This window comes from Limnohabitans sp. (genome assembly GCF_044373035.1).
In the GTDB taxonomy this organism is placed as follows: Bacteria; Pseudomonadota; Gammaproteobacteria; order Burkholderiales; family Burkholderiaceae_C; genus Limnohabitans_A.
The window spans coordinates 33,966-54,544 of record NZ_JBILQU010000003.1; the positions used below are offsets into that span (position 1 = coordinate 33,966).

Here is a 20,579-nt window from a genome sequence, read left to right on the forward strand (position 1 = left end):
GCGCACTTCTCCTGCAGGGCTGTGTCTCAGTGCGAAGTCACAACGCCGCCAGCGGCACCGCCCACAGGCCAGGCCCAAACGACAGGGCTTGATGGCCGTCGTACAACACCAGTCCTGTGGTGAACGCATCGCCTGCAAGGGACTTGAGTTTTTTCAGACCTTTGAAATCGCTGGCGTTCACCGTGGCCGAGGCTTTGACTTCGATGCCGATCAACTGGCGCAGCGGGGATTCGAGCACAAAGTCCACCTCCACCTGGTCCTTGTCGCGAAAGTGCGAGAGGAACCAGTCGTCGGTACTCAGGCTCAGGGCTTTGCGCAGTTCGGCATACACCCAGGTCTCGAGCGTGGCCCCCCAGCGCTCTCGCTGGGTAAACACCAGCTCGGGGCCCAAACGGGTGAGGCTGGCTTGCAGGCCCGCATCCAAAAAGTGCAGCTTGGGGGTTTTGATGAGGCGGCTGAGTTCGTTACGGCTCCAGGCGGGCAGGCGTTGCAAGAGAAACAGTTTTTCCAAGATGCCCAGGTATTTGTCCACCGTCTTGCCGTTCAGGCCGAGTTGGCCACCCGTTTGCGCGGTGTTGAGCAGTTGCCCGCAGTGCGCAGCGGCCACCGCCAGCAGCTGGGGCAATTTTTGCCACTGGTCGATCTGTGCCACGTCGCGCACATCGCGTTCAATCAGGGTCTGGATGTAGGCCTTGGCCCATGCTTGCCGTCGTGCCGCAGTGGGGCGTTGGCGCATTTCGGGGTAGCCGCCAGAAAGCGCATGCGTCACGGTGTCCCCAGAGGGGTTGACCCAGGCCGGATGGGTGAGCGGCCAGTCTTGCGCTTGCGCACGCTGCAAAAAGTCGTTCGGGCGGCATTGCAATTCAGCCTGCGACAAAGGCAGCAGGGTGTGTACAGCCATGCGCCCTGCCAAGCTGTCGGCGATTTGAGGCAGCGCCATGAGGTTGGCAGAGCCCGTGAGCAAAAAGCGGCCCGGGCGGCGGTCTTGGTCAATGACCAGCTTGAGCGCCAGCAACAGTTGAGGCGCGCGTTGCACTTCATCGATGATGGCCCGATCCAATTGGCGAGCAAAACCCAAAGGGTCTTGCTGCACGGCGGCCAGCAGGTTGGGGTCGTCGAGAGTGAAATAGGGCAGATCACCCGCAAACTGCTGCACCAATGTGGTCTTGCCGCACTGACGGGGACCGTTAACCAGCACAGCAGGGGTGTCTTGCAGCGACTCGGACAACAAAGGTGTCAAGTGGCGTGCGATCAGGCTGCTGATTGTTGCAGATGGGTGAGTTTGCGGGGTGTTCATGGTGTCGCCGTCCGTGGAATGTACAGTCGTCTTAAGTGTGTTTTGATTTCGTCCAATATGGATTATTAAAGCGTCTATTATGTATTGAAAGCAAGAATCGGCCGAGCCCATTGGCGCGCTGTTATCCCCACACCAACTGATGCGCGGATCAGCCTCAAAGGCTGGTGCCGCTTGTGCACCCCAAACAAAACGGCCCCGGAATCGCACCCGGGGCCGTTTTTTTTAACTCAGCGAATCAACGATCAGGCGGTCACGCCCTTCGCGTTCTCCACGTACTCGTCAATCTGGTTGAAGTTCAGGTACTTGTAGATCGCTGCATTGTCCTTGTTCACGATGCCCATGGCTTCGTGGTACTCGGCAACTGTCGGGATGTGGCCCAGCTTGGACGCGATCGCAGCCAACTCGGCCGAGGCCAAAAACACGTTGGTGTTCTTGCCCAAGCGGTTGGGGAAGTTGCGGGTGCTGGTGGACACCACCGTGGCGCCTTCGCGCACTTGGGCTTGGTTGCCCATGCACAGCGAGCAGCCGGGCATCTCGGTGCGGGCACCGGCGGCACCAAAGTTGGCGTAGTGGCCTTCCTTGATCAGCTCGCTCTCGTCCATCTTGGTCGGTGGTGCCACCCACAGCTTGACCGGGATGTCGCGGCTGCCGCCGAGCAGCTTGGCCGCTGCGCGGAAGTGGCCGATGTTGGTCATGCACGAACCGATGAAGGCTTCGTCGATCTTGGTGCCCGCCACCTCGGACAAGAACTTGGCGTCGTCCGGGTCGTTGGGGCAGCACAGGATGGGTTCCTTGATCTCGTTCATGTCGATCTCAATCACGTGTGCGTATTCGGCGTCTTTGTCGGCCTCGAGCAGGTTGGGCGCGTCGAGCCAGGCCTGGACCTTCTCAATGCGGCGCTGCAGCGTGCGCTTGTCTTCGTAGCCGTTGGCGATCATGTTTTGCATGAGCACCACGTTGGACTTCAGGTATTCCTCGACCGGCTCTTTGTTCAGCTTGATCGTGCAACCCGCAGCCGAGCGCTCGGCGGACGCGTCGGACAATTCAAACGCTTGCTCGACCTTGAGGTTGGGCAGGCCTTCGATTTCCAGGATGCGGCCCGAGAACTCGTTGATCTTGCCGGACTTGGCCACGGTGAGCAGGCCTTGCTTGATGCCGTACAGCGGAATGGCATGCACCAAGTCGCGCAGGGTCACGCCGGGTTGCATTTCGCCTTTGAAGCGGACCAATACGGACTCGGGCATGTCCAAGGGCATCACGCCCGTGGCTGCACCAAACGCCACCAAGCCAGAGCCTGCGGGGAAAGAAATGCCGATGGGGAAACGGGTGTGCGAGTCGCCGCCGGTGCCCACGGTGTCGGGCAAGAGCAAGCGGTTGAGCCAGCTGTGGATCACACCGTCACCGGGGCGCAGGGACACGCCGCCGCGGTTGCTGATGAAGGCGGGCAGTTCGCGGTGGGTTTTGACGTCCACCGACTTGGGGTAAGCGGCGGTGTGGCAGAAGGACTGCATGACCATGTCGGCCGAGAAGCCCAAGCAAGCCAAGTCTTTCAACTCGTCGCGGGTCATGGGGCCTGTGGTGTCTTGTGAACCCACGGTGGTCATCTTGGGTTCGCAGTAGGTGCCGGGGCGCACGCCTTGGCCTTCTGGCAAACCGACGGCGCGGCCGACCATTTTCTGGGCCAGCGTGAAGCCCGCTTTGGTCGATGCGGGCACGGTGGGCAAACGGAACACGGTGGACGCGGGCAGGCCCAGGAACTCACGCGCCTTGGCAGTCAGCGAGCGGCCAATGATCAGGTTGATGCGGCCGCCTGCGCGCACTTCGTCAAACAGCACATCGCTCTTGAGTTGGAAGGTGGTGACGGTTTCACCGTTCTTGACGATCCTGCCTTCGTAGGGCAACACGTCGACCACGTCGCCCATGTTCAAGCCCGACACGTCGGCTTCGATGGGCAATGCACCGGAGTCCTCCTGGGTGTTGAAGAAGATGGGGGCGATCTTGCCGCCCAAGGTCACGCCGCCGAAACGCTTGTTGGGCACAAACGGGATGTCTTCGCCAAAGCCCCAGATGATGCTGTTGGTGGCGGACTTGCGCGAAGAACCCGTGCCGACCACGTCGCCGACGTAGGACAACAAATGGCCTTTTTTCTTCAACTCTTCGATCATGGCCATGGGGCCGCGCTTGCCGTCTTCTTCGGGCTTAAAAGGTGCGCCTTCGCGGGTGTTCTTCAACATCGCCAGGTAGTGCAAGGGGATGTCAGGGCGGCTCCAGGCGTCGGGCGCGGGCGACAGGTCGTCGGTGTTGGTTTCACCGGGCACCTTGAAGACGGTGATGGTGATTTTCTTCTCGACTTCGGGGCGGCTGGTGAACCACTCAGCCTCGGCCCAGCTTTGCATGACTTCCTTGGCCTTGGCGTTGCCGGCCTTGGCTTTTTCGGCGACGTCATTGAAGAAGTCGAACATCAGCAAGGTTTTCTTCAGGGCTTCAGCAGCCACGCCAGCCACTTCAGCGTTGTCGAGCAATTCGATCAGCGGATGCACGTTGTAGCCGCCCACCATGGTGCCGAGCAACTCGGTGGCCTTGGCTTTGGAGACCAAACCCACGCTGATTTCGCCGTGCGCCACAGCCGCCAGGAAAGAGGCCTTGACCTTGGCCGCATCGTCCACGCCCGGTGGCACGCGGTGCGTCAACAGGTCCATCAAGAAAGCATCTTCGCCTGCGGGTGGGTTCTTGATCAACTCAATCAGTTCGGCCACTTGTTTGGCATCCAGCGGCAGAGGTGGGATGCCCAAGGCGGCGCGTTCTGCGGCGTGTTCACGGTAGGTTTTCAACATGGTTTTTTCTCCGGTCAGTCAAAGTCAATCGTTGGATCTGCCCATGCCGGTTTTGTCAAACAGGCTGGGCGGCGGGTTGGTTTTCATGTCCTGGCCATAGGCCACTTGTTCGGGGTGCGCACAGTCGTCGGCCATACGTCGGCCTTTTTTCTGGTCCATCAACATGGACTTGTTGGCCAGTTGCAGCCACACGGCACCCGCTTTTTTGTCCTCCAGACGCAGTGCGCCTGTGCTGGTGCGCACAGGGTACATGCGGTAACGGAAGCCTTTGCCCTGAACATGGAAGTAACCCGGCGCCGCCGCATCGGCTTCGACGCGCACGCTGGCCCCCATCTCACAGGGCATGAGGCCTAGGTGAATTTGCTGGGCGATGGCCAATTCTTGCGACACTGGATCTGGCGCGTTTTGGCCCATGGGGGTAGCCACAGCCAAACCAACCGCCACAGGCGACAGGGGCGGCACCGCTGCCAGTGCCGGGGCGGTGGTCGAAGTCGGTGCAGCAGGCGAATCGCTGCGCTTGGGCGGCAGCTCAGTCCAAGCGGGCAAAGCCTGCATGGGCGCAACAGCCTGAGCCTGTGTGGGCTGAGGGGACGAAACGTATGCGGGCACAGCATTCGCTGGAGCAGCATCCGCAGGCAGCTGCACGCCCGGTGGCGTTGAGGCCTTGGCCAAAGCGGCCGCCTGGGCCGCAGCCTCGGCAATGGCTCGGGCCTGCAGGCGCGCCGTGAGATCCGCTTCAGGGCGAGCTTTGACCTGCGCAGACGACCGGTGCGCCTGCGCCTTGGTGCCGGACTGGCCCTGGCTTTGTGCCCAGGCTGGCAGCAGCAGAACCGCGCAGACCAGAACAACAAGGCTCTTGAGCATGGGCATCCCTTTGAAGAATTGAGCCATCATGACAGGCTGCGCTGCGGGCTCCGTGGAGCCACATCCCACAAAGCCTGCACTGGGGCGGGCAAATGGCGGCCGGTCTGGTGCGCGCGCTCAATCAGGTGCCAGAAAAAACGGTAACTGGCCCGGTCGTGCAATTGACCTGCGTGGCTGATGGGCGCCCAGTCGGCCGCTTGCGCAGCCAAAATGATCTGGCTGGCCTGATCGATCTGCGCCTCACTGGGGGCCATGGCCTCCAGGATGGGGCGAATCTGATCGGGGTGAATGCTCCACATGCGGGTATAACCCAGCTCACGGTTGGCTTTTTGGGCGGCCATGCGAATGGCATCGGTGTTCTTGAATTCGGTGACCACGCAGTGCGAGGGCACTTTGCCGTGCGCATGGCAGGCGCTGGCGATCTCAAGCTTGGCGCGCAGCACCAGCGGGTGGGTGAACTGCCCCTGGATGCCCATGCCCTCGGCGGGAATCGCACCGCCGTGCGCCGATACAAAATCCATCAGGCCAAAACTGATCGACTGCACACGCGGGTGGGCAGCAATGTCAAAGACGCAGTGCACGGCTGCGGGCGACTCGATCAGCACATGCACCGGCAAATGGCCGGCTCCCGCCGTGATCAAGGCTTCTTGAACGCGGTCCACATCGGCCACGCTCTCGACTTTGGGCACCATGATGTGCGTCAAAACGCGACCGGCCCAGCCCGCGATGTGGCTCATGTCGGCTTCAAAACTGGGGTGGTCCACCGGGTGGACCCGCACCGCAATGCGCGCATCGGCGCGGGCGGCTTTCGCGGCCAGTGCCAATTCGGTCACCAGTGCTGCATGCTCGGCTTCGCCCCCCACTGGCGCACCGTCTTCGCAATCCAGGGTCACATCAAAAACGCAAGCGCCGAACTCTTGCATCATGTCCGCCTGCAATTGCAAGCTTTTGCGCATCCTCGCCTCCACTCCGCTGTAATGGTCACACACCGGCAGCTGCACGCTGGCGGCTTGTGCTCCCAACAGAACGTCGCGAGGATGGCTCACTTGGACTTCTCGGCCTGAATCAGATCAGGTGCGCCACGCCAGCTTGCTCGTCGGTCAATTCTTTCAGCGTCTTGTCGATGCAAGCCTGGCTGAAGGCGTCGATGTCCAGACCCTCAACCACTTTGTACTCGCCGTTATCGCAAGTGACGGGGAAGCCGAACATGACATCTTTGGGGATGTCGTACCAGCCTTGCGACGCAATGCCCATGGTGACCCACTTGCCGTGGGTGCCCAGCGCCCAGTCGCGCATGTGGTCGATGGCCGCGTTGGCAGCCGAGGCAGCCGAGGACAGGCCCCGCGCTTCGATGATGGCCGCGCCGCGCTTGCCCACGGTGGGCAAGAACACGTTGGCGTTCCATTCCTGGTCGTTGATCATGGCCTTGACCGACTCGCCTTTGATGGTGGCAAAGCGGTAGTCGGCGTACATGGTGGGCGAATGGTTGCCCCAGACGCACAGTTTTTCGATATCGGCCACGGCTTTGCCAGTCTTGGCAGCAATTTGCGACAGGGCACGGTTGTGGTCCAAACGCAGCATGGCGGTGAAGTTGCCGGGCTTCAAATCAGGCGCGGCCTTCATGGCGATGTAGGCATTGGTGTTGGCAGGGTTGCCCACGACCAGCACTTTGACGTTGCGCGAAGCGACAGCGTTGAGGGCCTTGCCCTGCGTGGTGAAGATGGCACCGTTGATGGCCAGCAACTCGGCACGCTCCATGCCGGGGCCGCGTGGACGAGAGCCCACCAGCAATGCATAGTCCACATCTTTGAAAGCGGTCATCGGGTCGCCGTGGGCTTGCATGCCGACCAACAAGGGGAACGCGCAATCTTCGAGTTCCATCATCACACCCTTGAGGGCCTTTTGCGGGCCTTCGACGGGCACTTCGAGCAACTGCAGGATAACGGGCTGGTCTTTGCCCAGCATTTCGCCCGAGGCGATGCGGAACAACAATGCGTAACCGATTTGACCTGCTGCGCCGGTGACGGCAACGCGGACGGGCTTTTTGCTCATGGTGAAAAACTCCGAAGTGTTGAAAACAAGGGTCACGGTCCCATGCCGACACCGATGTCGGCAAGGCCGTCCGGCGTACCGGACCCACGCACCCAGCCTCATGGCGAAAGCCGAAAGCGCAAGCAAACAGCCCGTGAGTGTACCCGCGAAAACCCTGAATCGTCAATTTGTCTTATGTCTTATATAAGATAAGATCTGGCACCTGACTGCCAACTGACCAGCTGGTCAAGCTCTCGCCCATGAACACCACTTTGCCACCCACCGAAGCCCCTGCGATTGCCGAATTCCTGGCCGCTACTGCTGCGTTCAGCCCGCTGTACCAGCAGATCAAGGGCTTGATCCTGCAAAGCCTGCAGGCCGGTGAATGGAAACCCGGCGAATCGATTCCCAGCGAAATGGAGTTGGCCGTGCGTTACAGGGTCAGCCAGGGCACCGTGCGCAAAGCCATCGATGAGCTGGCCAGCGGGCACCTGCTGATCCGCAAGCAAGGCAAAGGCACCTTTGTCGCTACCCACGCCGAGCACCAGGTGCAGTACCGGTTTTTGAAACTGGTGCCCGATCAGGGTGACCTGAACACCGAAGGCCCCGCACAGCGAGAGATCGTCGACTGCAAACGCTTGCGCGCCTCGGCCGAAATCGCGCGCGCACTGGCGTTGCGCTCTGGCGACAGCGTGCTGCAAGTGCGCAGAGTTCTTTCGTTTGCCAACGTGCCCACCATCTTGGAAGACTTGTGGTTGCCGGCCACCCCTTTTAAGGGCTTGACGGCCGAGCGCTTGGCCGATTACCACGGCCCCATGTACGCCTTGTTTGAAACCGAGTTCGGTGTTCGCATGGTGCGTGCCGAAGAAAAAATCCGGGCCGTGTTACCCGACAAGGCCCAAAGGGAATTGCTGCAACTGCCCCCCAACACGCCCTTGCTCAGTGTGGAGCGCATTGCCTACACCTACAAAGACACCCCGATGGAGCTGCGGCGCGGCCTCTACCGCACCGACAAACACCATTACCACAACGATTTGAACTGACAGAAAGCCGCCTTCAACGTCTTGCAGAAGACTGTCGCTGAAATGCTCACGTCAGTTTGCTGCATTGCAATAGAATCCAACGGCTTGTTATCTACAACACGAACGCGTTACACCCAGAAAGTACCCACATGACCGAACTCGTCCGCAAGCGGCCTGAATTCCGCAACATCAACGCCCTGAAAGACCTGCCCTCGTACCGCCTGCCTGCCGCTGGCATCGTCTCTATCCTGCACCGCATCAGCGGTTTCTTGATGTTCTTGCTGATGCCCCTGTTCATCTGGTTGTTTGACAACTCCATCACGTCCGAAATCTCCTATGCCAAGCTCTCAGCCGCTTTTGGCATCGGCATCGGCTTTGTGCCCGGCTGGTTCTTCAAGTTGTTGGCCCTGGCGCTGATCTGGGCTTATTTGCACCACTTCATCGCTGGCGTGCGCCACATCTACATGGACGCTTTCCACGCCGTGACCAAAGAATTCGGCAAGTCCTCTGCCGTGGCCACCTTGGTGCTGAGCTTGGGCTTGACTGCCGTGCTGGCCGCCAAGCTGTTTGGCCTGTACTGATTTCCCCGCCCATCACTCAAAACAACAAGGAAACTGACCTATGTCGTCCGTGAATTACGGCTCCAAACGCATCGTGACCGGTGCTGGCTATGGCTTTCGCGACTGGCTGGCCCAACGTGTGACCGCCGTCCTGATGGCTCTCTTCACTGTGGTCCTGCTGGCCCAAGTGATCTTCACCTCCGGCCCCATTGGCTACGAAGAGTGGGCGGGCATTTTTGCATCGCAGTGGATGAAGGTCCTGACCTTCACCGTCATCATCGCCTTGCTCTACCACGTCTGGGTCGGCATGCGTGACATCTGGATGGACTACATCAAGCCCCTGGCCTTGCGGCTGGCCTTGCACGTCTTCACCCTCGTCTGGCTGGTCGGCTGTGCCGGCTGGGCTGTTCAGGCCCTGTGGCGTCTGTAACCCGGCAGCCCTCGCCTGTCATTGCGCTGAAATCACACCAACCAAGTTAAACCATGAGCTATACCCAAGACAAAATCACCACCCGCAAGTTTGATGTCGTGATCGTCGGCGCCGGTGGTTCGGGCATGCGTGCCTCGCTTCAATTGGCTCGTGCGGGCTTGAATGTCGCCGTACTGTCCAAAGTATTCCCCACCCGCTCACACACCGTGGCGGCCCAAGGCGGTATCGGTGCCTCGCTGGGCAACATGTCCGACGACAACTGGCATTACCACTTCTACGACACCATCAAGGGCTCCGACTGGCTCGGCGACCAAGATGCGATCGAATTCATGTGCCGCGAAGCGCCCAAGGTCGTTTATGACCTGGAGCACATGGGCATGCCGTTTGACCGCAACCCGGACGGCACGATTTACCAGCGCCCGTTTGGCGGACACACCGCCAACTACGGTGAAAAGCCAGTACAACGCGCTTGCGCTGCGGCTGACCGCACCGGTCACGCCATGCTGCACACCCTGTACCAGCAAAACGTCGCCGCCAAAACCAGCTTCTTTGTGGAGTGGATGGCCCTTGACCTGATCCGCGACGCCGAAGGCGACGTGGTGGGCGTGACGGCTCTGGAGATGGAAACCGGCGACCTGCACGTCTTGCACGCCAAGACTGTGCTGATGGCCACCGGTGGCGCAGGCCGCATTTACGCGGCCTCCACCAACGCCTTCATCAACACCGGTGACGGCCTGGGCATCGCCGCGCGTGCTGGCATTCCTTTGGAAGACATGGAGTTCTGGCAATTCCACCCCACCGGCGTGGCTGGTGCTGGCGTGCTCTTGACCGAAGGCTGCCGCGGCGAAGGCGCGATCTTGCTCAACAGCAACGGCGAGCGCTTCATGGAGCGCTATGCGCCCACCCTGAAAGACCTGGCCCCGCGTGACTTCGTGTCCCGCTGCATGGACCAGGAGATCAAGGAAGGCCGTGGCTGCGGCCCGAACAAAGACTATGTCATGCTCAAGCTCGACCACTTGGGTGCGGAAACCATCCACAAACGTCTGCCGTCGGTGTACGAAATCGGTATCAACTTCGCCAACGTCGACATCACCAAAGAGCCGATCCCGGTGGTGCCCACCATCCACTACCAGATGGGCGGCATCCCCACCAACATCAACGGCCAAGTCGTGGTGCAAAACGGCACCGACCACAACGCGGTGGTCAACGGTTTGTATGCCGTGGGCGAATGTTCTTGTGTGTCGGTCCATGGCGCTAACCGCTTGGGCACCAACTCGCTGCTTGACTTGCTGGTTTTTGGCCGCGCTGCGGGCAACCATATTGTCGACTTCGCCTCCAAAACCAAGTCGCACAAAGACCTGCCCGCCGACGCCACAGACCGCACGCTCGAGCGCTTGAACAAGCTCGAAGGCCGTGGCGGTGAATACGCCCAGGACGTGGCCAACGACATGCGGGCTGCGATGCAGCAACACGCTGGCGTGTTCCGCACCCAAGCCTCCATGGACGAAGGCGTGCAAAAAATTGCGGCCATCCGAGAGCGTGTCAATGCCATTGGCCTGAAGGACACGTCCAAAGTGTTCAACACCGCCCGCATTGAAGCCCTGGAAGTGGAAAACTTGATCGAAGCCGCTCAGTCCACCATGGTGTCTGCCGCTGCCCGCCGCGAATGCCGCGGTGCCCACACCGTGAGCGACTACGAACGTCCAGTGGACGACGCCGTGGCCCCATTGGGTCGCGACGACGCCAACTGGATGAAACACAGCCTGTGGCACAGCGCTTCCAACAGCCTGACCTACAAGCCCGTCAAGCTCAAGCCCCTGACAGTGGACTCTGTGCCACCCAAGGTTCGCACGTTCTAAAGATTGTCTGGACCGCTCACCCTCTGTGGCGGTCCATCACCCGAATACACCAGGAGTTCTTTCATGACCCTACGCACTTTTCAGATCTACCGCTACGACCCCGACAAGGACGCCAAGCCATACATGCAAACCCTCCAGGTGGAGCTGGACGGCAACGAGCGCATGCTGCTCGACGCCTTGATGAAACTCAAAGCCGTGGACCCCACCATTTCGTTCCGTCGCTCTTGCCGCGAAGGCGTGTGCGGTTCGGACGCGATGAACATCAACGGCAAAAACGGCTTGGCATGTCTCACCAACATGAACACCCTGCCCGGCACCATCGTTTTGAAGCCCCTGCCCGGCCTGCCCGTGATCCGAGACGTGATCGTGGACATGACCCAGTTCTTCAAGCAGTACCACTCGATCAAGCCCTATTTGATCAACAGCACCATTCCGCCTGAGACCGAGCGTCTGCAAAGCCCGCAAGAGCGTGACGAGCTGAACGGTTTGTACGAGTGCATCTTGTGCGCCAGCTGCTCAACCGCCTGCCCCAGCTTCTGGTGGAACCCAGACAAGTTCGTGGGCCCGGCCGGTTTGCTGCAAGCCTACCGCTTCATTGCCGACAGCCGCGACGAAGCCACCGCCGAGCGCCTGGACAACCTGGAAGACCCCTACCGTCTGTTTCGCTGCCACACCATCATGAACTGCGTCGATGTCTGTCCCAAGGGTCTGAACCCCACCCAGGCCATCGGAAAAATCAAAGAAATGATGTTGCGCCGCGCTGCCTGATGACCGTCTCCCCTGTTCTTGAAGACGCGTCACTGGTTGGCGCTGACCGCCAAGCGCCTTTGAGCGAGCGGTCACTCAGCAAGCTGCGCTGGCGCAGCCGGCGAGGTCTGCTCGAAAATGATTTGTTCATCGAGCGCTTTTTCAATCAACACGCTTCAAGTTTGTCGATTGGCCAAGCCCGGGGCATGTATATCCTGATGGACCTGTCAGACAACGATCTCATGGACCTGCTGCTGCGCCGCAAGGAACTTCAGCCCGAGATCAGCACCGAAGAGGTGTGTGAAGTCCTGGACATGTTGAGAGCGTGAACCCAACAGGTTCATCCCCCTGTTTTTTTGAGGAAACCCACCATGAAACTCGCCGATAACAAAGCCACTCTGTCGTTCTCCAACGGAAGCCCCAGCATCGAGATGCCTGTTTACTCCGGCAACATCGGTCCAGACGTCATTGACATCCGTAAGCTGTATGGCCAAAGCGGCATGTTCACTTACGACCCGGGTTTCCTCTCGACGGCCTCATGCCAATCCGCCATCACCTACATCGATGGCGACAAAGGCGAACTCTTGTACCGTGGTTACCCCATCGAGCAGTTGGCCAACAAGGTGGACTATCTGGACACCTGCTACTTGCTCTTGAACGGTGAATTGCCCGTCGGCCAGCAAAGCAAAGACTTTCATAAGTTGGTGAACCAACACACCATGGTCAACGAGCAGATGCAGTTCTTTCTGCGCGGTTTCCGTCGTGACGCCCACCCGATGGCCGTCTTGACCGGTCTGATTGGTGCTTTGTCGGCCTTCTACCACGACAGCACCGACATCAACAACCCAGAGCACCGACACATCGCAGCGATCCGCCTGATCGCCAAGATGCCTACCCTGGTGTCCATGGCCTACAAATACGGTGTAGGCCAACCCTTCATGTACCCACAGAACAACCTGAGCTATTCGGGCAATTTCTTGCGCATGATGTTCGGCGTGCCCTGCGAAGATTACGTGGTCAACCCCGTGCTCGAGCGCGCCATAGACCGCATCTTCACACTGCACGCAGACCACGAGCAAAACGCGTCAACATCCACTGTGCGCCTGTGTGGCTCGTCCGGCACCAACCCGTTTGCGGCCATTGCTGCGGGTGTAGCCTGCCTGTGGGGCCCTGCCCACGGTGGTGCCAACGAAGCTTGCCTGAACATGCTGGAAGACATCCAGAAAATGGGGGGCATCTCCAAAGTCGGCGAATTCATGGAAAAGGTCAAAGACAAAAATTCTGGCGTCAAGCTCATGGGTTTTGGTCACCGCGTTTACAAAAATTACGACCCCCGCGCCAAATTGATGCAAGAAACTTGCGACGAAGTTCTGAAAGAACTCGGCCTGGAAAATGACCCGCTGTTCAGACTGGCCAAAGCCTTGGAAAAGATTGCGCTAGAAGACGACTACTTCGTCAGCCGCAAGCTTTACCCCAACGTGGATTTTTACTCCGGCATCGTGCAACGCGCCATCGGCATTCCCGTGAACCTGTTCACCGGTGTTTTTGCCTTGGCCCGCACGGTCGGCTGGATCGCCCAACTCAACGAAATGATCGGCGATCCCGAATACAAAATCGGCCGCCCACGTCAACTGTTCACCGGTTCTGTGCGCCGCGACGTCCAGCGTTGATGGGGGGGTTTGGTCACCCTGATCTGAAAGCCCGCCCTGTGCGGGTTTTTTTCGACTGAAAATCTGCAGACTCAAACGATCCGGCCGTGTCGCCACCACGCCCAGCCGCAGCCCCAGGTCAGCAGCAGCATGCCCAGCAAAGCGCACAAGGCAGAGACCTCGGTGCGGCGGTGCTTTTTGAGCACGATCTTGCTGCTGAGCGATTGGTAAATCTGCAGCAGGTCCTGGCGGTTGTCGGCGCTGAAGTATTCAGCCTTGGTGATCTCAGCGATTTTTTTCAAACTGGTCTCGTCCAGCTTGACCCGCATTTGCATGCCCTGGGCTTTGAGCACTGTGCCTTGCGCCGTGCCCACCCCCACGGTGTAAACACGCACCCCCAGGTCAGCGGCCACCTGGGCCATCTTGACGGCATCAGGCCCCACATTGCTTTGGCCATCGCTGAGCAGCACGATGGCCGCTGCCGTGTTGGAGCCGGGTGGCACCTTGGGCAGGCTGACCGGGTTACGGGGGGCTGCACCCGATGGACTTACGGTTTCTGCTGGTGGGGGTGTGGCACCGCCGAGGGGCGCACCGGTTGCGGGCTGGGGGCTGGTCTCGCCCTCGATCAGTCCGCGCACGTCCAGGCCCGAGCCAGGCAGCATGGCATGCAGCGCGATCACAATGCCACTGCCCAATGCCGAGCCCGGCTGCAGGCTCAGCTGCTCGATGGCCTGGATGACCAGATCGCGCTGATCGGTGGGTGCTTGCACCAGCGCAGCCGCCCCAGCCACGCTGACCACGCCCAATTTGACCTGGCCAGGTTGTCCCAGTACAAAGCTTTTGGCGGCGGCCTGCGCCGCTTCGATGCGGCTGGGCTGCACATCGGTGGCGCGCATGCTGCCCGAGCTGTCGATGGCCAGCATCACGGTGTCGATGCGGCTGGGCAAGAGCAAGATGGCCTGTGGCCTGGCGATCGCCACCAGCATCCCGGCCAGGCCCAGCAGCACCAGCAGCGCCGGGGCATGTCGCGTGAATCGCATGGTGCTCACACCGGTGTTCATGCTCGCCGAAGGCCATGCCCGCTGCACGCCACGGCGTTGCCATGCGACGTACAAGCCCAGCCACAGCGGCAAGCTGGCCAGCAACCACAGCAGGCGTGGCCAGACAAACTGGATCGAGTGCCATTCAGGCATGAACACCTCCAGCTTGAACGGGCCGCTGATGGCCCAAAGGGGCTGCAGGACCACCGGTGCTCAACTGACTGGCACGTTTGCGCAGCTGTGCAAAACGCAGCAGGGCCTGGTCCATGGCTTCGTCGGTGTTCAGCTCCAGGCAGTCCACACCGGCTTGGCTCAATCTGCTCAGCAAAGCGGCTTCACGGTCCTGGGCCTGCTGAGCAAAACGCTGGCGGAACGCTGCATCGTTGCCGTCGACCAACAGTTGCTCGCCCGACTCGGCGTCTTGCACCAGCAGCATGCCGGTGTTGTCAGGCCAGGCCATTTCCAGCGGGTCGCGCAGGCGCACCGCCACCACTTCATGACGCCGGGCCAGTTGGGCCAGAGGTTTTTCCCAACCAGTGGGGCTGATGTAATCGGACACCACAAACACCGCCGAGCGCCGCTTGAGCACCGATTGGACCTGCACCAGCCACGGCCCCAGCGCGCTGATCTGCACGGCGCTGGCATGCGCTGGGGCTTGGCCCGCCTGCAGCATCTGGTGCACGATGTGCAGCAAATGCCGCCTGCCCGAACGGGCGGGCACCACGCTGTGGGCGCGGTCTTGTCCGGTGAACAGCATCAGGCCCACGCGGTTGCCGTGTTGTGACAGCATCTTGGACAACACCGTCACAACGCTGCAGGCCAACTGGCGTTTGCTGGTGGGACCCGAGCCAAAAGCCACCGAGGCGGACAGGTCCACCACAAACCAGGCGGCGATTTCGCGGTCTTCCTGGTGTTCGCGCACATACGGGGTCTGCATGCGGGCGGTCACGTTCCAGTCGATGTGGCGCACGTCGTCGTGCGCTTGGTATTCGCGCAAATCGGCCAACACCAAGCCGCTGCCGCGAAACAGGCTGCGGTAGTCGCCTTGCAGTTGGCCATCCAGCCGTTTGAGCACGGTCCAATCCAGCCTTTGCAACCATTGCGCTGCGTTGGGCCATGGCGTGTCTGCGCCGGGCGCACCCAGCACCGGGGCCTGAGGTTGGCCACCGCCTGCGGCAGCCGTGACCTCAGTTCGCTTCTTGCGCAGCCAGCTGAACATGGCGGTCCAGGGGTTTACTCGGTGCGGGCACGGCCTGCAGGATTTTCAGGATCAGCGCATCGGCCGTCATGCCTTCGGACAAGGCCTCGTAAGACAGCACCAGGCGATGGCGCAGCACATCGGGCACCAGATCGATCAGGTCTTGCGGCAGGGCGTAGGGCCGCCCGCGCAAGAAGGCCAGCGCCCGTGCGCCTTCGATCAGGGCGATGGTGGCGCGGGGGCTGGCACCAAAGGTCAAATAGGGTGCCAGTTCGGGCAGGCCACAGCGCACCGGATTGCGCGTGGCGGCCACCAGTTTCACGGCGTACTGCACCAGGGCCGGGTCGACATAGCTCTGGCGGCACTGCGCCTGCAAGGCCAGCAGCTGCGCGGTGTCGGCCACAGCCGCTGCGGTAGCGGGCATGCCGGTCACGCGCTGCACGATCACGAACTCTTCTTCCTCGGTAGGGTAGCCCACCAGCACCTTCATCATGAAGCGGTCCACTTGCGCCTCGGGCAAGGGGTAGGTGCCCTCGGTCTCGATCGGGTTTTGCGTGGCCATCACCAAAAAAGGCCGGGGCACCGGATGTGTTTCGCCTGCGATCGTGACTTGCCGCTCTTGCATGACTTCGAGCAAGGCGCTTTGCACTTTGGCGGGCGCCCGGTTGATTTCGTCGGCCAGCAGCAAATTGGCAAACACCGGGCCCAGCAAGGTGCTGAACTCGCTGCTTTTGGGGTTGAAGATGCGGGTGCCCACCAGGTCGGCAGGCAGCAAGTCGGGGGTGAACTGGATGCGCTTGAAGCTGCCACTCACGGTTTTTGCCAGCGTGTTGACCGTGAGGGTTTTGGCCAGCCCCGGCACGCCTTCAATCAGCAAGTGTCCTTGCGCCAGGATGGCCACCAAGATGCGTTCGAGGAAAGCGTCTTGCCCCACCACCACGCGTTTGACTTCGTACAGCACGCGTTCCATCAGCGCGGCGTTGACGGCGGCGCTTTGGGGCGACTGGCCCTGGTTCCATGCCAAATCAGAGGGGTTCATGCACAAAGCCTTTCAAGATTGCTGGGGTCATCAAAAATCAAAACGGCGACATGCCCATGCCACCGCCCGCGCTTTCAATGGTGGCGGCAAACACGATGCCAATGAAGGTGCGGGCCGAGGTGGGGTTGAGGATGGCGGTCACAATGCCCACCACTTCGCCCGCCATGTTGATGAGCGGCCCGCCCGAGTTGCCGGGGTTGGCGGCGGCATCGGCCTGGATCAGGCCACGCATCATGGTTTTGCCCTCCGAGCCGAAGGACCGGTTCAGGCCCGAGACCACACCGGCCGAGACCGAGGGTCCGATGCCAAACGGAAAGCCCACGGCCACCACCTCGTCACCCGGTTGCAGGTTTTGGCTGCTGCCCAGCGTGGCGGGCTGCAGGTCATCGGGCAGGCGCTTGGCCTTGATCACGGCCAGATCGTTTTCGGGTTGCACGCCAATCACCAGCGCTTCCGATTCCGTGCCATCGGCAAACGTCACCATGATGCGTTTGGCACCTTGCACCACATGCAAATTGGTCAGGATGACGCCTTCTTCCGAGATCACCACGCCGGAGCCCACGCCGGTGTTTTGCATGTCGCCTTGGGGGTTTTTCTTGTCTTCGTCCTGGGTGTGCACACGCACCACCGAGGGCGCGATCAGCTGCGCGGCACGCGCGGCACGCGAAGGCAGTTCCTGGGTGTTCAGGGTGTGCAGCACCGCCGCGTTGATGTCGTCTTGGGTCAGCCGCTGGGGTGCGCCAACCTGCCGGGTCACGGCCCAAGTGAGCGTGACGCTGAGCAAGGCGCACAGCAGCAAAGCGGCCCAAAGCGGCAGGCTTTGCAAGCGCCGGGTGATGTGGCTGGGGCTATGGGAAGCCGTGTGCGCTGGATGGGTATCGTCCGCTTTTGCCGGTGCAGGAAGCATTCTGTCAGCCACTTGTGCAGTGGGCTTTCGGCTGTAGAGTGCGGCGCGCTTCATCGTCGTTGGGGCCTTCGGTGATACAGTGGCCAGACTTCATTGCACGCCACACAACATGCACTTTATCTGGCCTGAGCTGCTTTGGCTATTGTTGTTGATCCCCCTGTTGGTGGTGGGGTACATCCGGGCTTTGCGCCGCAAACGCACTGCGGTGGTGCGTTACTCCAGCTTGGACCTTATCCGGCCCGCTCTCGGACCAGGGCACCGGATTCGCAGGCACATTCCCCCCGCTTTGCTGTTGTTCGCCCTGACTTTGGTGTTGCTCGGCACCGCCCGGCCCAGTGCCCGGGTCTCGTTGCCCGCCGACTACCTGACCCTGGTGCTGGCCATGGACGTCTCGCGCAGCATGCTGGCCGAAGATGTGCCGCCCAGCCGCATCGTTGCGGCCCAGCAGGCGGCCAAATCCTTTTTGCAAGAACTGCCTCGCCATGTGCGCGTGGCCGTGGTGTCTTTTGCGGGCAATGCCCAACTGGTGCAAGGCGTGACGGACCAGAAAGACGAATTGCTGGCGGCCATCGACAGCTTTCAATTGCAGCGCGGCACGGCCACCGGCAGCGGCTTGTTGGTGGCGCTGAACACTTTGTTACCCGAATCGGCCATTGACCTGGAGTCGGTGTTGTACGGGGCCGAGTTCAAGTCGGGCAGCCTGGCCGCTCAAGGGGGTGGTTTCGCGGGGCGTTCGCTGGACCAGCGTGCTGCCCCGGGGACCGCAGAGCCAGCCAAGCCCGTGCCTGTGGGCTCTTACACGGCCGGTGCGGTGATCTTGCTGTCCGATGGGCGTCGCACCACCGGACCCGATCCGGTCGAAGTGGCCAAGTGGGCAGCTTCCAAGGGAGTGCGCGTCTACACCGTGGCCTTTGGCACGCCGAATGGTTTCATTCCGGGCTTTGAAGGTTTTTCTTTTTACGCCAAGGTCGATGAAGCAGCCTTGCAAAAAGTGGCCGAGACCACGGGCGCTGAGTTTTTCAGGGCCACCAACGCCAGCGACCTGGCCACGATTTACCAACACCTGTCATCCAAGTTCACGCTGGAGCGGCGCGACACCGAAATCACCGCTTTGCTGGCGGCACTGGCAGGCGCTTTGGCGCTCTTGGCCATGGGCTTGTCGATGCGCTGGTTTCGACGCTGACATGCCATGCTGAAACCCGATTCACCCTGAGCCCCATCACTGAAAACGCGAGCCGGGAAATCAACTCACCACTTGCCTGAAAAACAGCGCAACTTGCCTGCAGACAATCCCAACTTCACCCCAGTCACTATGCACCTCATGGATCCTGAACTTCGACGCACTTGGCTGTTTGGTCCAGGGGCAGACCCTGCAACACACGAGGCCATGTTGGCCAGTCCCGCAGACGCGTTGATCGCTGATCTTGAAGACTTCACCCCGCCGCAGCGCCGCCCTCAAGCGCGCGAGAACATCTCTGCCCTGCTGGCCCGCTGGCGCACGGCGGGCAAGGTGACGGTGGTTCGCATCAACGACTTGGCCACGGATGGGCTTGTCGATCTGAATGCCGCCATGCCAGGCCGACCCCACGTCGTCGCCTACCCCATGGCCACAAGCTCAGAACAGATGAGGGCATTGGACGAGGCCATCACCGGCATGGAGAGAACCCTTGGCATCGCGCTGGGCACCACAGAGATACTGCCGGTTTGCGAAACGGCACTGGGCGTGGTGGACGTTCGCACCATCGTCGCCGGGAGCACCAGAATCCGCTGCGCATTGCTGGGCGCGGAAGACCTCGCGTCCGACTTGTGCGCCGAGCGTCAACCCGATGCCAATGAACTGGACTACGCCAGGCGGCGCTTCATACTCGAGTGCCGTGCGGCCAGAGTCGAGCCCATCGATGCCCCCTATACCTTTACCGATGCAGAAGGCGCCGTCAAAGAGGCGCACTACAGCCGCCGTCTTGGCTACCGCAGCAAGTCCTTGGTGCGCCCAGACCACGCCAAGTCCATCAATGCCGCGTTGACACCCAGCGACGAGGATGTCCACCGCGCCAGCGCCATGGTCACTGCTTTTGAGGCTGCACGCGCACGGGGTGAGGATCGGACACTCGTAGAGGGGCTCTGGGTGGAAGTCCCCACCTACCGCAATGCGTTGCGAACACTGGAGCGGGCAAAGCGGCTCGCTTCTGGACACGAAACCCACCATTGAGATCGACTTGTTCTTAACCCCTCATAGCCAAAAAACTTCCATCAACCATGAAAACACCTCTAAATTCCAATCCCGTTGCGGTCGTTACCGGAGGTGCTCGCGGCATTGGTTTGGAGATTTGCAACACCTTCCTCAAGCGGGGTTACCGAGTAGCAGCTCTGGATATGGACAAGGAAACGCTGGCCAAAACACAAGCCCATTTCAACACCTCGGATTTTTTGGCGATTCACTGTGATGTGTCCAAGCCCGCTCAGGTGTCACGCTCTGTCACACGGATCGAGAAAAAGTTCGGCCGCATCGATTCACTCGTCAACAACGCGGGGGTCGCCATTTTCAAACCGATACTGGAAGTGACTTGGCAAGATTGGCGTTACATCATGGACACCAATTTGGATGGTGCCTTTTGGTGCACGCAGGCGTGCGCCAAAGTCATGCTCAAAAACGGGGGTGGCAGTGTCGTCAACATCGCCTCGATCTCGGGCCTGCGAGCCAGCACCCTGCGGGTGGCCTACGGCACCAGCAAAGCGGCCATCATCCACCTGACCAAGCAGCAAGCAGCAGAATTGGGAGATGCAGGCATCCGTGTGAACTGTGTCGCGCCTGGGCCTGTGGCCACAGAAATGGCCAAGTTGGTTCACAGCAAGGCCATCATCAAAGACTATCACGACACCATCCCCATGAACCGCTACGGCAGCACAGAAGAAATAGCCAACGCAGTGGCCTTTCTGTGCAGCACTGAGGCCAGTTACATCAACGGCCAAACCATTGCGGTCGACGGTGGGTTTGATGCCTCGGGTGTCGGCCTGCCCACTTTGCGCAAAAGTCGGCAGCGCGTGTTGCCCCCCAAGCAGAAGTAATTCCCCGCAGGAGCCAACCCTGACGTGCCACCCACA

The 20,579-nt window shown here is 60.8% G+C and carries 19 protein-coding genes; 10 read left to right on the top strand and 9 right to left on the bottom strand.

All coding sequences use genetic code 11. The features are described from left to right. Positions 1–37: 37 nt before the first annotated feature. The 5 genes from ACIQ47_RS00970 to ACIQ47_RS00990 form a co-directional block, all read right to left on the bottom strand. Positions 38–1,297: an ATP-binding protein gene (locus ACIQ47_RS00970; RefSeq protein WP_396436399.1), complete on the bottom strand. Its 1,260-nt coding sequence runs from the start codon at positions 1,295–1,297 to the stop codon at positions 38–40. A gap of 242 nt (positions 1,298–1,539) precedes the next feature. Continuing rightward, positions 1,540–4,131 (bottom strand): bifunctional aconitate hydratase 2/2-methylisocitrate dehydratase, encoded by a 2,592-nt coding sequence (gene acnB, locus ACIQ47_RS00975; RefSeq protein ID WP_396436400.1) that lies wholly within the window; start codon positions 4,129–4,131, stop codon positions 1,540–1,542. A gap of 24 nt (positions 4,132–4,155) precedes the next feature. After that, complete coding sequence (locus ACIQ47_RS00980) at positions 4,156–4,995, bottom strand: hypothetical protein (protein ID WP_396436401.1); 840 nt, start codon at positions 4,993–4,995, stop codon at positions 4,156–4,158. Between the two features lie 26 nt (positions 4,996–5,021). Further along, the gene (locus tag ACIQ47_RS00985; RefSeq protein ID WP_396436430.1) at positions 5,022–5,951 is read right to left on the bottom strand and encodes an HpcH/HpaI aldolase/citrate lyase family protein; all 930 of its coding nucleotides are present in this window, start codon (positions 5,949–5,951) and stop codon (positions 5,022–5,024) included. A 109-nt stretch (positions 5,952–6,060) separates the two neighbouring features. Next, positions 6,061–7,047: a malate dehydrogenase gene (locus tag ACIQ47_RS00990; RefSeq protein ID WP_396436402.1), complete on the bottom strand. Its 987-nt coding sequence runs from the start codon at positions 7,045–7,047 to the stop codon at positions 6,061–6,063. Between the two features lie 239 nt (positions 7,048–7,286). Here ACIQ47_RS00990 and ACIQ47_RS00995 point away from each other — a divergent pair, with 239 nt between their 5' ends. The 7 genes from ACIQ47_RS00995 (at position 7,287) to ACIQ47_RS01025 (ending at position 13,314) form a co-directional block, all read left to right on the top strand. Next, positions 7,287–8,069 (top strand): GntR family transcriptional regulator, encoded by a 783-nt coding sequence (locus ACIQ47_RS00995; protein WP_396436403.1) that lies wholly within the window; start codon positions 7,287–7,289, stop codon positions 8,067–8,069. Positions 8,070–8,197: 128 nt separating this feature from the next. Beyond that, positions 8,198–8,629: a succinate dehydrogenase, cytochrome b556 subunit gene (gene sdhC / locus ACIQ47_RS01000; RefSeq protein ID WP_396436404.1), complete on the top strand. Its 432-nt coding sequence runs from the start codon at positions 8,198–8,200 to the stop codon at positions 8,627–8,629. 40 nt (positions 8,630–8,669) lie between these two features. Continuing rightward, a complete protein-coding gene (gene sdhD, locus ACIQ47_RS01005; RefSeq protein WP_296291289.1) occupies positions 8,670–9,038 on the top strand; it encodes a succinate dehydrogenase, hydrophobic membrane anchor protein in 369 nt (122 codons plus the stop codon). A gap of 53 nt (positions 9,039–9,091) precedes the next feature. Beyond that, a complete protein-coding gene (gene sdhA, locus ACIQ47_RS01010; RefSeq protein ID WP_396436405.1) occupies positions 9,092–10,897 on the top strand; it encodes a succinate dehydrogenase flavoprotein subunit in 1,806 nt (601 codons plus the stop codon). 63 nt (positions 10,898–10,960) lie between these two features. Beyond that, entirely contained in the window at positions 10,961–11,665 is a 705-nt protein-coding gene (locus ACIQ47_RS01015; RefSeq protein WP_396428967.1) for a succinate dehydrogenase iron-sulfur subunit, read from the top strand. After that, the gene (locus tag ACIQ47_RS01020; protein ID WP_396436406.1) at positions 11,665–11,973 is read left to right on the top strand and encodes a succinate dehydrogenase assembly factor 2; all 309 of its coding nucleotides are present in this window, start codon (positions 11,665–11,667) and stop codon (positions 11,971–11,973) included. Before ACIQ47_RS01015 ends, ACIQ47_RS01020 begins: the two co-directional genes overlap by 1 nt. Positions 11,974–12,015: 42 nt before the next feature. Then, positions 12,016–13,314 (top strand): citrate synthase, encoded by a 1,299-nt coding sequence (locus ACIQ47_RS01025; RefSeq protein WP_396436407.1) that lies wholly within the window; start codon positions 12,016–12,018, stop codon positions 13,312–13,314. A gap of 71 nt (positions 13,315–13,385) precedes the next feature. On the opposite strand, the gene ACIQ47_RS01030 is transcribed toward ACIQ47_RS01025, so the two are convergent. Genes ACIQ47_RS01030 through ACIQ47_RS01045 form a run of 4 tightly spaced genes read right to left on the bottom strand, consistent with a single transcriptional unit; the run spans position 13,386 to position 17,531 of the window. Next, positions 13,386–14,486 carry a VWA domain-containing protein gene (locus tag ACIQ47_RS01030; RefSeq protein WP_396436408.1) on the bottom strand — a complete coding sequence of 367 codons (1,101 nt, stop codon included), beginning with the start codon at positions 14,484–14,486 and terminating at the stop codon, positions 13,386–13,388. Then, positions 14,479–15,552 (bottom strand): DUF58 domain-containing protein, encoded by a 1,074-nt coding sequence (locus ACIQ47_RS01035; RefSeq protein ID WP_396436409.1) that lies wholly within the window; start codon positions 15,550–15,552, stop codon positions 14,479–14,481. The genes ACIQ47_RS01030 and ACIQ47_RS01035 overlap by 8 nt, the downstream gene beginning before the upstream one ends. Further along, a complete protein-coding gene (locus tag ACIQ47_RS01040; protein ID WP_396436410.1) occupies positions 15,521–16,570 on the bottom strand; it encodes an AAA family ATPase in 1,050 nt (349 codons plus the stop codon). Before ACIQ47_RS01040 ends, ACIQ47_RS01035 begins: the two co-directional genes overlap by 32 nt. 37 nt (positions 16,571–16,607) lie before the next feature. Then, positions 16,608–17,531: a S1C family serine protease gene (locus tag ACIQ47_RS01045; protein ID WP_396436411.1), complete on the bottom strand. Its 924-nt coding sequence runs from the start codon at positions 17,529–17,531 to the stop codon at positions 16,608–16,610. 55 nt (positions 17,532–17,586) lie between these two features. Between ACIQ47_RS01045 and ACIQ47_RS01050 the strand changes: the two genes are divergently transcribed. The 3 genes from ACIQ47_RS01050 to ACIQ47_RS01060 all read left to right on the top strand — a co-directional run bounded on the left by ACIQ47_RS01050 (position 17,587) and on the right by ACIQ47_RS01060 (position 20,543). Further along, positions 17,587–18,660, top strand: a complete 1,074-nt coding sequence (locus tag ACIQ47_RS01050) for a VWA domain-containing protein (protein ID WP_396436412.1) — start codon at positions 17,587–17,589, stop codon at positions 18,658–18,660. A gap of 138 nt (positions 18,661–18,798) precedes the next feature. Further along, positions 18,799–19,686, top strand: coding sequence for an HpcH/HpaI aldolase/citrate lyase family protein (locus ACIQ47_RS01055; RefSeq protein ID WP_396436413.1), 888 nt, complete (start codon positions 18,799–18,801; stop codon positions 19,684–19,686). A 47-nt stretch (positions 19,687–19,733) separates the two neighbouring features. Further along, positions 19,734–20,543, top strand: coding sequence for an SDR family NAD(P)-dependent oxidoreductase (locus ACIQ47_RS01060; RefSeq protein WP_396436414.1), 810 nt, complete (start codon positions 19,734–19,736; stop codon positions 20,541–20,543). Positions 20,544–20,579: the final 36 nt, after the last annotated feature.

Coding starts and splice junctions, on each gene's coding strand:
- ACIQ47_RS00970 (WP_396436399.1), bottom strand. CDS start 1,297: ATGAACACCCCGCAAACTCACCCATCTGCAACAATCAGCAGCCTGATC.
- acnB (WP_396436400.1), bottom strand. CDS start 4,131: ATGTTGAAAACCTACCGTGAACACGCCGCAGAACGCGCCGCCTTGGGC.
- ACIQ47_RS00980 (WP_396436401.1), bottom strand. CDS start 4,995: ATGCTCAAGAGCCTTGTTGTTCTGGTCTGCGCGGTTCTGCTGCTGCCA.
- ACIQ47_RS00985 (WP_396436430.1), bottom strand. CDS start 5,951: ATGCGCAAAAGCTTGCAATTGCAGGCGGACATGATGCAAGAGTTCGGC.
- ACIQ47_RS00990 (WP_396436402.1), bottom strand. CDS start 7,047: ATGAGCAAAAAGCCCGTCCGCGTTGCCGTCACCGGCGCAGCAGGTCAA.
- ACIQ47_RS00995 (WP_396436403.1), top strand. CDS start 7,287: ATGAACACCACTTTGCCACCCACCGAAGCCCCTGCGATTGCCGAATTC.
- sdhC (WP_396436404.1), top strand. CDS start 8,198: ATGACCGAACTCGTCCGCAAGCGGCCTGAATTCCGCAACATCAACGCC.
- sdhD (WP_296291289.1), top strand. CDS start 8,670: ATGTCGTCCGTGAATTACGGCTCCAAACGCATCGTGACCGGTGCTGGC.
- sdhA (WP_396436405.1), top strand. CDS start 9,092: ATGAGCTATACCCAAGACAAAATCACCACCCGCAAGTTTGATGTCGTG.
- ACIQ47_RS01015 (WP_396428967.1), top strand. CDS start 10,961: ATGACCCTACGCACTTTTCAGATCTACCGCTACGACCCCGACAAGGAC.
- ACIQ47_RS01020 (WP_396436406.1), top strand. CDS start 11,665: ATGACCGTCTCCCCTGTTCTTGAAGACGCGTCACTGGTTGGCGCTGAC.
- ACIQ47_RS01025 (WP_396436407.1), top strand. CDS start 12,016: ATGAAACTCGCCGATAACAAAGCCACTCTGTCGTTCTCCAACGGAAGC.
- ACIQ47_RS01030 (WP_396436408.1), bottom strand. CDS start 14,486: ATGCCTGAATGGCACTCGATCCAGTTTGTCTGGCCACGCCTGCTGTGG.
- ACIQ47_RS01035 (WP_396436409.1), bottom strand. CDS start 15,552: ATGTTCAGCTGGCTGCGCAAGAAGCGAACTGAGGTCACGGCTGCCGCA.
- ACIQ47_RS01040 (WP_396436410.1), bottom strand. CDS start 16,570: ATGAACCCCTCTGATTTGGCATGGAACCAGGGCCAGTCGCCCCAAAGC.
- ACIQ47_RS01045 (WP_396436411.1), bottom strand. CDS start 17,531: ATGAAGCGCGCCGCACTCTACAGCCGAAAGCCCACTGCACAAGTGGCT.
- ACIQ47_RS01050 (WP_396436412.1), top strand. CDS start 17,587: ATGCACTTTATCTGGCCTGAGCTGCTTTGGCTATTGTTGTTGATCCCC.
- ACIQ47_RS01055 (WP_396436413.1), top strand. CDS start 18,799: ATGGATCCTGAACTTCGACGCACTTGGCTGTTTGGTCCAGGGGCAGAC.
- ACIQ47_RS01060 (WP_396436414.1), top strand. CDS start 19,734: ATGAAAACACCTCTAAATTCCAATCCCGTTGCGGTCGTTACCGGAGGT.